General features: G+C 70.9%; 12 protein-coding genes. 1 reads left to right on the top strand and 11 read right to left on the bottom strand.

Annotated elements, in window-relative coordinates:
- Positions 1-46 precede the first annotated feature (46 nt).
- From Q7C18_RS11290 to Q7C18_RS11325, 8 genes are all read right to left on the bottom strand, one after another.
- A complete protein-coding gene (locus tag Q7C18_RS11290; RefSeq protein ID WP_311025484.1) occupies positions 47-1,528 on the bottom strand; it encodes a 2-hydroxycarboxylate transporter family protein in 1,482 nt (493 codons plus the stop codon).
- Positions 1,529-1,886: 358 nt separating this feature from the next.
- The gene (locus Q7C18_RS11295; RefSeq protein ID WP_311025485.1) at positions 1,887-2,522 is read right to left on the bottom strand and encodes a GntR family transcriptional regulator; all 636 of its coding nucleotides are present in this window, start codon (positions 2,520-2,522) and stop codon (positions 1,887-1,889) included.
- A 188-nt stretch (positions 2,523-2,710) separates the two neighbouring features.
- Complete coding sequence (hpt, locus tag Q7C18_RS11300; protein WP_070159109.1) at positions 2,711-3,262, bottom strand: hypoxanthine phosphoribosyltransferase; 552 nt, start codon at positions 3,260-3,262, stop codon at positions 2,711-2,713.
- Positions 3,263-3,347: 85 nt separating this feature from the next.
- A complete protein-coding gene (gene tilS / locus Q7C18_RS11305; RefSeq protein ID WP_311025486.1) occupies positions 3,348-4,367 on the bottom strand; it encodes a tRNA lysidine(34) synthetase TilS in 1,020 nt (339 codons plus the stop codon).
- 1 nt (position 4,368) lies between these two features.
- Positions 4,369-5,580, bottom strand: coding sequence for a zinc-dependent metalloprotease (locus tag Q7C18_RS11310; protein WP_311025487.1), 1,212 nt, complete (start codon positions 5,578-5,580; stop codon positions 4,369-4,371).
- Between the two features lie 164 nt (positions 5,581-5,744).
- The gene (ppa, locus tag Q7C18_RS11315; RefSeq protein ID WP_070162589.1) at positions 5,745-6,224 is read right to left on the bottom strand and encodes an inorganic diphosphatase; all 480 of its coding nucleotides are present in this window, start codon (positions 6,222-6,224) and stop codon (positions 5,745-5,747) included.
- 145 nt (positions 6,225-6,369) lie between these two features.
- Positions 6,370-6,513 carry a hypothetical protein gene (locus Q7C18_RS11320; RefSeq protein WP_311025488.1) on the bottom strand — a complete coding sequence of 48 codons (144 nt, stop codon included), beginning with the start codon at positions 6,511-6,513 and terminating at the stop codon, positions 6,370-6,372.
- A 70-nt stretch (positions 6,514-6,583) separates the two neighbouring features.
- Entirely contained in the window at positions 6,584-7,546 is a 963-nt protein-coding gene (locus Q7C18_RS11325; RefSeq protein WP_311025489.1) for a F510_1955 family glycosylhydrolase, read from the bottom strand.
- A gap of 84 nt (positions 7,547-7,630) precedes the next feature.
- Between Q7C18_RS11325 and Q7C18_RS11330 the strand changes: the two genes are divergently transcribed.
- The gene (locus Q7C18_RS11330) at positions 7,631-8,188 is read left to right on the top strand and encodes a GNAT family N-acetyltransferase (RefSeq protein WP_311025490.1); all 558 of its coding nucleotides are present in this window, start codon (positions 7,631-7,633) and stop codon (positions 8,186-8,188) included.
- Positions 8,189-8,384: 196 nt separating this feature from the next.
- On the opposite strand, the gene Q7C18_RS11335 is transcribed toward Q7C18_RS11330, so the two are convergent.
- The 3 genes from Q7C18_RS11335 to Q7C18_RS11345 all read right to left on the bottom strand — a co-directional run bounded on the left by Q7C18_RS11335 (position 8,385) and on the right by Q7C18_RS11345 (position 12,173).
- The gene (locus tag Q7C18_RS11335; RefSeq protein WP_311025491.1) at positions 8,385-9,644 is read right to left on the bottom strand and encodes a DNA glycosylase AlkZ-like family protein; all 1,260 of its coding nucleotides are present in this window, start codon (positions 9,642-9,644) and stop codon (positions 8,385-8,387) included.
- A gap of 248 nt (positions 9,645-9,892) precedes the next feature.
- Positions 9,893-10,651, bottom strand: a complete 759-nt coding sequence (locus Q7C18_RS11340; protein WP_070162572.1) for a GNAT family N-acetyltransferase — start codon at positions 10,649-10,651, stop codon at positions 9,893-9,895.
- 40 nt (positions 10,652-10,691) lie between these two features.
- Complete coding sequence (locus Q7C18_RS11345) at positions 10,692-12,173, bottom strand: cytochrome P450 (RefSeq protein ID WP_311025492.1); 1,482 nt, start codon at positions 12,171-12,173, stop codon at positions 10,692-10,694.
- Positions 12,174-12,384: the final 211 nt, after the last annotated feature.

The raw sequence follows: 12,384 nt of genomic DNA on the forward strand, positions 1-12,384 counted from the left end.
TCAACACTGCCGAGCCGGGCGCGGGCATCGAGCGAGACGCAGAACCTCAGTTCAGGAACGGGATGAGCACCGAGACCGTCAGCAGCACCAGGGCCCCGCCGATCCGCGAGCTCACCTGCAGGAAGGGCATGAGCTCGAGCCGGTTGGCCGCGGAGACGACGGCGACGTCCCCGGTGCCTCCCATGTCCGTCATGCCCATGCCGATCGCCACCGAGGTCTCGGCGAAGTACATCTTCACCAGCCAGCCGAGCGTGCCCGCTACGAGGATCGCGACGACGACGGCGAGCGCCACCAGCACCGGATAGCGCCAGTCGGAGAGCAGCGCGCCCAGCTCGTCGAACTCGAAGTAGGTGATGGAGATGCCCACCAGCAGCGCCGGGGTCAGCGTGGAGGAGACGAAGGCGAACCACGTGGAGACCGCATCCTCGAACGCCTCAGGCACCAGGCCGAAGATCTTGATCAGCGCCGCCAGCAGGATCGTCCAGGCATAGGCATGGATGCCCGGGACGAACTCGGCCACCAATGTGCCCAGCAGGAAAAGCGTGCAGGCCATGGTCAGGCCCACCAGGAGCACCGGGAAGGCCCCCATAGTCGCCTTCGGCTTGGTCGTGAACTGGTCCGTCCGGCCCTGCACGCGGACGATCTGCCCGTTGCCGTTGAAGCCGAGGAAGAACTGCTGGCCCTTATAGGTGATGCCGTTGAAGATGCCGGCGCAGAGGATGGTCAGCACGTTGGCGATGATCACCGCTGGGATCAGCTGTGCCACGTAGGAGCCGGCGTCGCCGCCCATCTGGTCCGCATAGATCCCGGACATCGGGACCACTCCGGCACCGACGCCTCCGCCGATGATCGGCGCGGCGATGAACAGCACGGACTCCCGCAGGCCGAAGCCCAGGGCCGTGCCGACCAGCCCGATCACGGTGAACACCGCGATGATCGTACCCAGCAGCGGCACCGCGATGCGCGCACCGGCCTTGAGCAGCAGCGCCCGCGGCATCCCCAGGATCGAGCCGGCGATGAGGCTGGCGATGTAGAGATCGATGAACCCGATCTGACCGCCGTCGGTGAAGACCTCCATGGTCTCGGCGAAGGAGGTCGGGAACAGGCCCAGATGCAGCAGCACCGCCGGGGTCAGGATGCACAGCACCGTGGGCAGTCCGTAGTTGCGCAGCACCGGCACGCGGCCGCCGATCCAGTTCAGCAGCGCCCCGATGAGGATGACCACCGCGAAGCCGCCGAGCATCGTCGGCGGCAGCGCCCCCAGAGCGGCACAGGCGGCCACGACAGCGAAGAGCACGGCGAACCACCCGATGGGCAGCCCCATGATGCGAGTCCAGCTCTCCGGACGGGCGAACTCGGCGGCAAGCCGGTCCGCGGCGGTGCTCGCGGCCGCACCGGCGGTCCCACTCGCGGCGGTCTCGGCCGACTCGCGGCGCTGGTCGTCGGCACCTCCGACCTGAGCTTCATCGGAGGTCGGCGGTGTCGACTGCGGCGTCGACGGCCGTGTCGACTGCGGCGTCTGGTCCATGGATGTCTCCCCATCGTCATGCGCGCTCCCGCAGCCCGGCCCCACGGATGGATGGGCGTGCTCGCGCGCTCCTGTCATGCATCTCACACACTGTGACGGCCATGACACTAGTCTGCACTTTATAAAATATCAACACAGTGCGCGGAATCACCCTCAGAACGGGCATCCGGAGGCTCGATGCGCATCCAGGAGTCACTTTCCCCTGCACCTCACGGGGCTGACGCGCGTCACCTGGAGGGAGATGTGCCGGGAAGTGACTCCTCGATGAGAGGACGTCACGTGAGGAGGAACAGGAGGGACCCACGGGAGAGCGCCACGGGAAGGAGCCCATGACACGGGCCGCCCCCGACCCCGGCGCTCAGTCCGCGTCGAGGTTCTTCAGGGCGGCCGCGCGGCCGTGATCGATGTGCAGGCGCATCGTCTCCGCGGCGTCGTCGAGCCGTCCCTCCGCCATCGCCTCCACGATGCGGTGATGCTCCTGGGAGGACTGGCTCACCCGGGACTGGGAGCCGTAGAGCCCCAACGAGGGGTAGGGCATGCCGGCCCAGAGCTGATCGATGAACCCCAGCAGCAGGGAGTCTCCGCTGAGCCGGTAGATGGCCAGGTGCAGATCCTCGTTGTTCTCCACCACCTCCAGCGGGGTGGTGGCCTCGTCGCAGGCGAGGACGAGCTCCCGCAGCCGGTCGATGTCGGCAGGCGTCGCCCGCTCTCCCGCCAGACGGACGGCCATCGGCTCCAAGACGCCGCGCAGCCGGTACACCTGCTCGATGCGTGCCGGCGTCAGTTCGGCGATGGAGGTCCCTCGGTGGGGGTCGTGGACCACGAACCCCTCGGACTCGAGCCGGCTCAGCGCTTCCCGCACCGGCGTCAGGCTCATCCCCAGATGCTCGGAGAGCCGCTTGAGGGTGACCCGCTCCCCAGGCTCCAGGTCACCGACCCGGATGCTCTTGCGCAACGAGGCATAGGCCGCGGCCGCCTTGCTGACCGGTTGCACCGAGCCTGATCCGACTCCCAGGCCGGACCCGGAGCCGGGCGACCGCGTCTCCGACGACGCCACAGCTCACCTCACCCGTTCGACAGCAGAATGCGCATCACGCCGCAGCCGGCAGCCTCCCGGAGGGACCCGTGGTGCGGCGTGATCCGCCTGCCAGTCTACGGGCTCGCAGCCCCCGGCTCAGCGCGTCACTGATAGACGTGCGGGGCCAGGATGCCCACGCAGTCCAGGTTGCGATACTTCTCTGCGAAGTCCAGGCCGTAGCCGACGACGAACTTGTTGGGAATGTCCATGCCCACGTACTTGACGTCGATGTCCACCTTCACGGCCTCCGGCTTGCGCAGCAGGGTGCAGATCTCCACCGAGGCCGGCCCGCGGGACTCCAGGTTGGACTTCAGCCAGGACAGGGTGAGTCCGGAGTCGATGATGTCCTCGGCGATGAGCACATGACGTCCCATCAGGTCGGCATCGAGGTCCTTGAGGATGCGGACGACACCGGAGGACTTGGTGCCGGACCCGTAGGAGGACACCGCCATCCAGTCCATGGTGACGTGGCTGGTCAGGGCGCGCGACAGGTCGGCCATGACCATGCACGCCCCCTTCAGCACACCCACGAGCAAGATGTCCTTGCCCTCGTAGTCCCGATCGATCTGCGCGGCGAGCTCCTTGACGCGCGCGTCGATCTCTTCCTTGGTGTAGAGGACCTCGGTCAGGTCTGCAGTGACGTCCTGGGCGTCCATGAGTGCTGATGCGCTCCTCAGTCTGGGCAGGTGCCGGGCGATGCGCCCGGACGGCAGTAGGCTTCTCCGGCGCAGTGCCGGGCCCTCAGGACTCCGGCGCGGCGGCACCCCGAGGAACGAGGACCAGTTTTCCATAGTCGGGCGAATCGTGCGTGCCCCGGTGGGCCGCGACGTGCCCCTCCAGTTGGATGGGCCCCGCCGACCCCTGCCGGGCCAGCAGCAACTCCACCGCCCTCAGCCTCTCGAAGGACGGCGCCGCCCCGCCGGCGGCCACCACGGCCAGCGCGATCACTCGCCGCCGCAGCGCCGCAGGGGCTTCCGCCAGCCGGTCCAGCGGCAGGCGCAGCCGGCCCACGTCGTCGGGGTCCTCCATCAGCTGGGAGAAGAGATCCTGGGCCTGGGCGTCCAGCAGGTCGGCGTCCTCGGCCGCGATCTGCGCCGTGCGTGCCAGAGCCTGGCGCACCCCGGGCGTCAGCCGTTCCTCCAGCAGCGGGAGGATCTCGGTGCGCACCCGGGAGCGCAGGAGCTGGGGGTCGCTGTTCGCGGGGTCCTGCCACGGGGTCAGCGAGGCCCACCGGCAGATCGCCTCGGTGTCCTCCCGACCGAGCCCCAGCAGGGGACGCCGAAAGGGGCCGCGCACCGCGGGCATGCCCGCCAACGATCGGGTGCCCGAGCCGCGGGCCAGCCCCAGCAGCACCTGCTCGGCCTGATCGTCGCGGGTGTGCGCCAGCAACACCCGTGACGCGCCGGTCTGGGCCATCGCCCGGGAGAAGGCCTCGTAGCGGGCCCGCCGGGCGGCGGCCTCCGGGCCCTGCGGAGAGTCCGGGTCGACGTCGACGGTCAGGCTCAGCACGGGCTCCAGGCCCAGCCCGCGCAGCTGGTCCACTGCGGCGGCGGTGACCGCCGCGCTGTCCGGGTGCAGCCGGTGGTCCACGACGACGGCGCCCACGGTCGCGTCCCCGCGACGGTGGGGGTGCGCCGCGGCCACCGCGAGCGCCAACGAGTCGGCCCCGCCGGAGCAGGCGACCAGGTTCGGCCGGTCGGGGTCCAGCATCTCTGCGACGGCGCGGCGGGCCGCACCGACCACCGGGGGCAGCGCGGCCATCTCAGCCCTCGGAGTCGGCGTCGAATCCCATGCGGGTGATCCAACGGTCGGGGTCGTGCAGCTCCTCCTCCGTGGGCAGGTGCTCGGCGCTGGTCCAGATCTGATTGAACCGGGCCATGCCGACAGCCTCCACCACGTGGCCGACGAAGCGCTGCCCGTCGGTGTACTGGCGGGCCTTCACCTCCAGCTGCAGCAGCCGACGCACCCAGCGCTCCAGGACGCTGCGGTGCTTGCCGCGCTCCTGGAACCGCCGACGGATGGTCTTCACCGAGGGCACGATGGAGGAGTCGACGGCGTCCATGACGTGGTTGGCGTGGCCTTCGAGCAGGCTCATCACGGCGGTGATCTGCGAGTACGCCTCGCGGGCCTCCTCGCTGCCGATGAGTTCGATGAGTCGGTTGCGCTGCGGTCCGGGGCCCTCGTCGTCGGAGTCCCCGTCAGCACCCGCACCGTCGTGTCCCGCACCGTCATCCTGCGTCCCGGCCGCGGCACGGCCGCGCTGCAGCTCCTCCTTCAGGTGGCGCAGCGCCTCGGCCAGCCGCTCGCCCATCGAGTCCGCCGCCCCCAGGGTGGAGCTGGAGAGCGTCCCGATCAGCCCGAGCAGATGCTCCGGCAGCCAGGGCGCGGCGGCGAACTGCACCCGGTGGGTCTGCTCGTGCAGGCACACCCACAGGCGGAAGTCCTCGGGCTCCAGGTTCAGCTCCTGCCGGATCATCACCACATTGGGGGCCACCAGCATGAGCCGGCCGCCGTCGGGGGCGAAGGGGTCGAACTGGCCCAGCACATTGGCGGAGAGGAAGCCCAGCACTGCCCCCAGCTCAGAGCCGGCCACACCGGAGCCGAGGACCTGGCTGGTGCTGCCGGGACGCAGCATCTCCGGCTTCGCCGCCACCGCCTCCTCCAGAGCGGGCGTGAGCAGTCGCCGGAACGAGGCGGCGTTGGCCTTGGCCCAGGTGGCGCGGTCCACGATGAACGTGTCCGAGTTGCCCGCTTCGGAGCCGGCGCCCAGGCCGGCCGCCGCCTCCAGCTCGGTGATCCGGTGGACGTGCTCCACGCTCTCCCATGCCGCTCGGCGCAGCGCGGCCACCTCGGCTGCCGCCTCACGGGCGCCCAGCCGCGGCCCAGGGGGCACCAGCCGTGCGGCGGACCGTTCGGCGACGTCCCAGGCGATGAGCAGGTCGGCGGGAGAGGACTCAGCGGCAGTGTGCTCCATGGATCCATCACACCACAGGTGGCTGGGCGTCGGCGGTGCCGCAGCTGCTCCCCCGCGCACGACGACGGCGCGCCGCCTGGGGCAGGCGACGCGCCGTCGTCGTGTGGACCGCCTCGGGAGGGCGGCGGATCAGCTCGGCTGAGCCCGGGGTCAGTGCGCCGGGGTCACTTGCCGTAGCGCTCGATGGACCGCTGCAGCTCGGCCTCGGCGGCCTCGCGGCCCTCCCAGCCCTCGATCTTGACCCACTTGCCGGGCTCGAGGTCCTTGTAGCGGGTGAAGAAGTGCTCGATCTCCTCCTTGAGGAACTCGCCGAGGTCCTCCAGCTCCTGGATGTGGTCGAAGCGCTTGTCGTCGGGGACGCAGACCAGCTTGGCGTCGCCGCCGCCGTCGTCGGTCATGTTCAGCACCCCGATCGGGCGGGCCTCCACGACCACGCCGGGGATCAGGTCGACGCCGGGGATGTAGACCAGGGCGTCCAGCGGGTCGCCGTCCTCACCGAGGGTGTCGTCGAAGTAGCCGTAGTGGGTCGGGTACTGCATCGGAGTGAACAGCACGCGGTCGAGGCGGAGACGGTGGGTCTCGTGGTCGATCTCGTACTTCACCCGGGAGCCGGCGGGGATCTCGATGGTCACATCGCGGGTCAGCGACACAGGGGGCCTCCTTGGGAAAGACGTGGATTGCTCGAAGCCAGCGTACACAGATCACCGGGGCGGGGTGCGCGCACGACGACGCCGGCACCTGCAGCCCTCGCGCCGCCCGGCCGAAACGCACCCTCTCACCAGGATGGGGTCAGGAACTGATGATCAGGGAGACGGCGAGCACCACAGCCAGGATCACGCCGCCGAGCAGGATCGTCTTCGGGTCGGCGAACATGGGGCGTCCGCCACTGCCTCCCACGTCCGGCAGGCGGCGGTCTCGGTTTCGGTCGTCCATCACACGAGACTCCGCTTTCCCCTCGACGTCGCTCAGGTCTCCTATGACCCTATCCCGTGAGACGCTCGGCTCACTCGGCGTGGACGGTCTCGAAGCTCTCTCCGCCGTCGGTGCTGTGCAGCACGGACCCCTCGACGGCCACCCACAGCTCATCCGCGTCCACGCCATAGACCGCCTCCGGGTAGCCCTCCGGCAGCTCCGCGGACCCTGGAACCTCGTCCCAGGTGGCGCCGTCGTCGTCGCTGCGGTGCAGCCCCGCGGCCGGGTCCAGGGCATAGAGGGTGCCGTCGGCGGCCCAGTCGGCGATCAGCAGCAGCGGAGCATCCTCCAGGGCCGTGACGCTCTGCCCGCCGTCGGTGCTGAGCATCGGCCCATCCGGGGTCGTGGCCAGCAGGGTGTCCGGGTCGCGGGGGTCCACGGCGACGCCGGCCATCGCGGGAACGTCCGGGGACTCCCAAGTCTCGCCGCCGTCGTCGCTGACCATCAGCTGGCCGCCGCTGGTGGAGTCCACCCCGTAGACGCGCTCCCCCACGGCGTCGAGCCCATGGAAGTCCGCCTCCCCGCCGAGGGAGACCTCCTCCCAGGTGGCGCCGCCGTCGGTGGATTCGATGAGCCCCAGGTTCGACGGCGCGTCCTGCCCCTGGCCCGGATGGCCGGAGGCCAGCAGCCGATCTTCGTCCACCACGGTGAAGCCCATGAAGTCCTGGACCTCGGAGACCCGCTCCGGGGCGCCGTCACCCATCCGGAAGAGCCCATAGTGGGTGGCGATCAGCAGCGCACCGTCTGACGGGTCGACCCCCAGGCCGTGGATGTGCTCCATCCGGGCCTCTGACGCCTCGTCGGCATCGGCGTCGTGCCCGGCCATGTCGCCGCCGGGGGCGCCGCCCTCGGGAGCGTCGTCTTCGGGAGCGTCATCGCCGCCACCCAGCACCGAGATCAGCACGACGGCGAGGATCAGAGCGATCAGGATCCCCGCTCCAGCCCATCGCAGGGCGCGGGCGGAAGATCGTGCGGGCTGAGGCTGCGCGGGCATGGGTCCTCATTCGATGGGGTGCGACGACAACGGCATGGAATTTCTACGCAGTGTAGTAGATGTGATGCGCGCTACGCTGGAGTGGTGACGCCCCCGGACCTGCCGACACTGCTGAGCACGCGACTGCGACTGCGCGCCGTGACGGAGGACGACGCCGCATTCGTCCAGGACCTGTACGCCCGCCCGGAGGTGACCGAGTTCATCGGCACCACCGACTGGGTGGAGACCACCCGGGAGCAGGCCCTGGCCCGCATCCACCGGTACCGGGCCGCAGCCGGACGAGCGGCAGGGATCTGGCTGGTCGAGACGGTGGAAGGCCGACGGCCGCTCGGGTTCGCCCTGCTCAAGCCCATCCCCTGGTCCGTCCGCCTGGCCGACACTCGCGCCCAGGCAGGCCTCGCCCAGGACACCGAGATCGGCTGGCACCTGCACCCCGACGCCTGGGGCCACGGCTACGCCACCGAGGCGGCGCGCGCCCTGCTGGCCCACGCCCGGCGCCGCGGGCTCACGGAGGTGGTCGCGGTGACCCATCCGCGGAATGTGGCCTCGCAGCGGGTCGCCGCACGGATCGGGATGGTCCACCAGGGCACCACCGACCGCTACTACGACACCACCTGCGAGCTGTTCACCCTCACGCTCTGAGCCCTCACGCTCTGAGTCCTCACGCGCGGCGCCGTATGTGCCGCCGAATGGGTCCCAGATATCCACAACTCGGCTCGATCGACTCGAGTTTCCACAACGTCCGACCAACTCGGCCAGGGCGGAGAGCCCGGAGCCCCGTCCGGAGCCCCGCCTGAAGCCTCGGCCGCATCACCCACTAGGTATCACGAGCCCGGCATCACGAGTCAGGCATCACCAGCTCCGCGCCCAGCTGCCGAGCCAGCGTCTTCCCAGCGCCGCGGACCCGCGGCAGCAGGACCCGACGCGGCACGCCGGACTCCGGGAACGCCCCGTTGATGCGCAGCTCAGCGCCCACCCGCTGGATGTCCACCCGGCCGATCATCCTCCCGCCGGAGAGCACGCCCATCACATAGTGCCCGTACACCCGCTTCGCCCGCGGGACATAGGCCTCGAAGAGGTAGTCGAAGCCGAACACCCGGCGCGCCCGGCCACGGTCACGCAGCAGCGGGTCGAAGGGGCCGATGAGCCGCGCCTCCCGCGGTACGCCCCACTGCTGACGGGCCCCGCCCACGCCGTCACCGACGTCGACGGCGGTATGCGCGGCATGCGCGGCCGGTCCAGGCAGCACGCCCTGGGCCGTGGGGTCGGGCAGCTCACCGTCGAGAAGCTCCGGCAGGCAGTACGCCTCGTGCCGGGCATCCCACCCCTCGACCTCCAGGGGTACGAGCCCAGCGAGCGCGATGCCGGCCGCAGCGTCCTCGGCGGTGAGGTGGTAGTGGTGGGCGAAGTCCGCCCGGGTCATCACCGCCAGGTTGGCTGCGGCACGGCGGGCCAGGGCGGCACGCAGCTCGTCATCGGGCAGCTCCGCGGCCTCCCGCACCTGGGCGGGCAGCGCCCGCTCGGGGAGGTCGAACAGCCGGGTGGTGCCGTCCCTGGCGGTGATCACCAGCTCCCCGGTGCGGACCATCAGCTCGGCGACGACCTTGACCTGCGTCCAGTTCCAACCGGTGGTCCGCTCACCGTCGCCCACCTGCGACTCGATGGCGCCGATCTGCACGCCGCGCCCCGCCTCGGAGACGACCTGGCGGATCTGCTCCACCATCGCGACCGGCATCTCCCGACGATGCCCGGCGGCCTGACGCTCTCTCCGCAGCCGCAGCAACGGCCAGTCCTCGATCGGAAAGACGCAGGCCACCTTGGTGAAGGACTCGAAGGCAGCCACACGTCCCTGTGGCCACAGGGAGCCGTCGACGTCGTCGGCCCGGTGCGTGCGGGGCAGTCGGGTCAGGCAGGTGAGCCGCTGGGCGGTGGAGACCCGCATCAGTGGGTCGAGTTGGATCAGGCCGATGTCCCGCAGCACGTCGGCGGCATCGGTGGCGAAGCCGCTGTCCCGCAGGCCGGCGTCGGCGCCGTCGGCAGGAGGGATCCGCTGCGCGGCCACGACGGCGCGACGCACCCAGTCCTGGGTGACGCTCACCGGGCGGCCCGACGTCGTGGGCCCCCTCGAGGGCCGCAGAGAGGGGGACGTCCGGACGGAAGAGCCAGTGGAAGTCTGCACATCCTCATCCTGCCGCATCCCTCTGCCACGGATCGTCTCCCGGTGAGAGATCGTCCCCAGATCGGGCGACGATCTCTCACTGAGAGACGATCGCCGGGGTGGTCCGGGTAGTCGGGGCGGTCCGGGTAGTCGGGGCGGTCCGGGGCGCCGCGCGTCTCGGCCGGACGTCAGCCGTCGAAGAACGCCCGCAGCCGGTCCGACCCCTGGACCTGGACCTCCCAGTCCGGGCGCACCAGATCGGCGGCCGGCAGCCGGTAGTCGTCATGCCACTGCGCCTGCTCCGCGTGGGCGTCCGGCACGCGGCTGCGTCCCACCACCTGGTAGCCGAGCCCGAGCGACACCCGCCGCGAGCGCTCGTTCCACTCATAGGCCCCGGAGGCCGCGTACTCGGCCCCGAAGTGGTCGAACGCCCAGAGCAGCATGCCGGCGCGCATCTCCCGGCCGTAGCCGTTCCCCTGCGCATCGGCGCGCAGCCAGCTGCCGGACGTGACGGTCCGCAGCACCGGCCAGTGCTCAGCGCCGCAGTCCTGCATGCCGATCAGCCGCTCCCCGTCACGCACGACGCCGGCGGCACCGTCAGCGGCAGGGGCGCCGTCAGCGCCGTCGTCAGCGGCGGCCTCGGGCTTGAGGAACACGCCCAGCATCAGCAGCCAGGACGTCGGCCCGATCTTCTCCCGACTGGACCACAGCCAGGGCAGCGACGCACGCACCAGCTCCTCGGGCGACTTCTCGTTCCAGGCATGCGCGAAGGGATTCCGTTCGGTCCGCGTCACACCGGAGGTCGCGGCGGCCACGTAGTCCGGGAAGTCGGTCTCCCGGATCACGCGCAGGGCGAGCCGCGGGGTGTCGATGCGGAGCCCGAACGGGGGCCAGATCTCCTCCAGGGACTGGGCGGAGTCATCGGAGCGGATGCTGAAGCGAGACATCCCCCCATCCTGCCTCACCGCTCAGCCTCACCGTCCAGCATCACCGCTCAGAGAGCCGGAACCTCAGCCGATAGGGGTCCAGCAGGGACGGCATCTCCTTCTCCCGCCCCAGGCTGTGCGAGAGCAGGTCCACTTCGCGGCTCTCCAGCACCCGGGCCAGCAGGCTGGAGGTCACCAGCAGCACCAGCTGCCGCCCCGGACAGATGCCCGTCCCCAGGCTGAACGGCATCAGCGGCCAGGCCTCCCCGTCGGCGTCCCGCTGCGGGTCTCCCTGCGCGTCCCGACGCAGCCCCTCCTCCCAGACCTCCGGGGCGAAGCGGTGGGCGAAGTCCAGATTCCGCTCGTCACGGTGGAAGTAGGGCGCGAAGATCAGCACCGAGACGCCGGCGGGCATGATCCCGTGCTCGAACTCCACCTCCATGGTGGTCTCGCGCAGGATCAGCGGGGTGGTGGGCCACAGGCGCAGAGCCTCCAGCACCGTGGCGCGGAGCAGCTCCAGTCGGGCCACTCCCCCGCCGGATTCGTCCTCGGCCTGCAGGCGCGCGCTGCGCAGCCGCGCCGGATGCGAGGCCAGCAGCGCCAGCGCCCGGAACGTGGCCATGCCGGCGGGGTCGAAGGCGAAGAGCCACTGCGGCACCTGGTGCTCCGGTCGGCCGCCGTCGGCATCCAGGGCCCCGTCCGCGTCCTGCTCCTGGGCCTGCGCCATGACGGCGGCCAGGCTGCCGGGCTCGGCACGGTCCAACGCGTCGCGGATCCGGTCCAGGAAGTCTTCCCGAGCCTCGTCGTCCACCGGACGCAGGAAGGCGAGGTTCCCGCGCTCACGCAGCTCGTCCAGCAGCGTGGTCAGCTCCTCGTCGTCGCGGGCGAAGTCACCGAGCACCAGCCGCCGCACGATCCGGAACCACGCGCTGCTGAACCGCTCCCAGTCGAGGGCGCCGCCGTCGTCGTCGGCCTCGGCGAGCATCTGGTCGGCCTCTTGGTGGACCACAGGAAGGAAGGACTCCGCCATCCGATGCACCGGATGCTCCGGTTCGAGGACCGCTTCGTTGAGCCGACGCCGCACCGCCCGGTCCCCGCCGTGGGAGATCAGTGAGACCCCCGGCTGGAAGTGCTGCAAGGCATGGCGCTTGAGGGTCTCCGCGGCGGCGAACGGCTCCGGGGTGCGGTCCAGGATCCGGTGCACATGCTCCGGGTCCAGCACCAGCGCCAGCGGCCGGCCGGGCAGCGGCACCAGCAGAGGTCCTCGGCCGTACTTCTCCGCCAGCGCCTGCACCCGGCGCACCGCACGGCCCTCCAGGTCGAGCCGTTCGACGGCGGCCACGACGCCGGGCCGTCGCGTGATCGGCCCCTTCGCCGCCATGGGGGTGAGCACCTCGGCGAGGATCTGCAGCGTCTCGGCCGGCGTCGCGCGCGGCAGCGGGTTCTGCACCGAGCTGGGGGTCGGCGGGGTCCCGATGGTTCGAGGCCCCGGGGTATGAGCCTCGGACGACCGCTTCTCGGGGACAAGGGGATGCTGGGTCATGTCAGGCACCTCTCACAGGGGTGTCTCGGGGTCGGTCTCCGGCATGCGGCGCCGCGCTCCAGGCGTTCGGCGCCTCCTCGCCCCAGCGGGGCCGGGGCGGCGTCCCTCCTCCTCAGCCAGGGTAGATCGAGTCAGCGCCTCAGGACAGGCCCTGCGGCCTGAGGTCACCGTGACGGGGGTCTCACGCGAGTAGCATGTCAGGCATCACTGG

Source organism: Nesterenkonia sp. CL21, from assembly GCF_031705515.1.
GTDB lineage: Bacteria > Actinomycetota > Actinomycetes > Actinomycetales > Micrococcaceae > Nesterenkonia > Nesterenkonia aethiopica.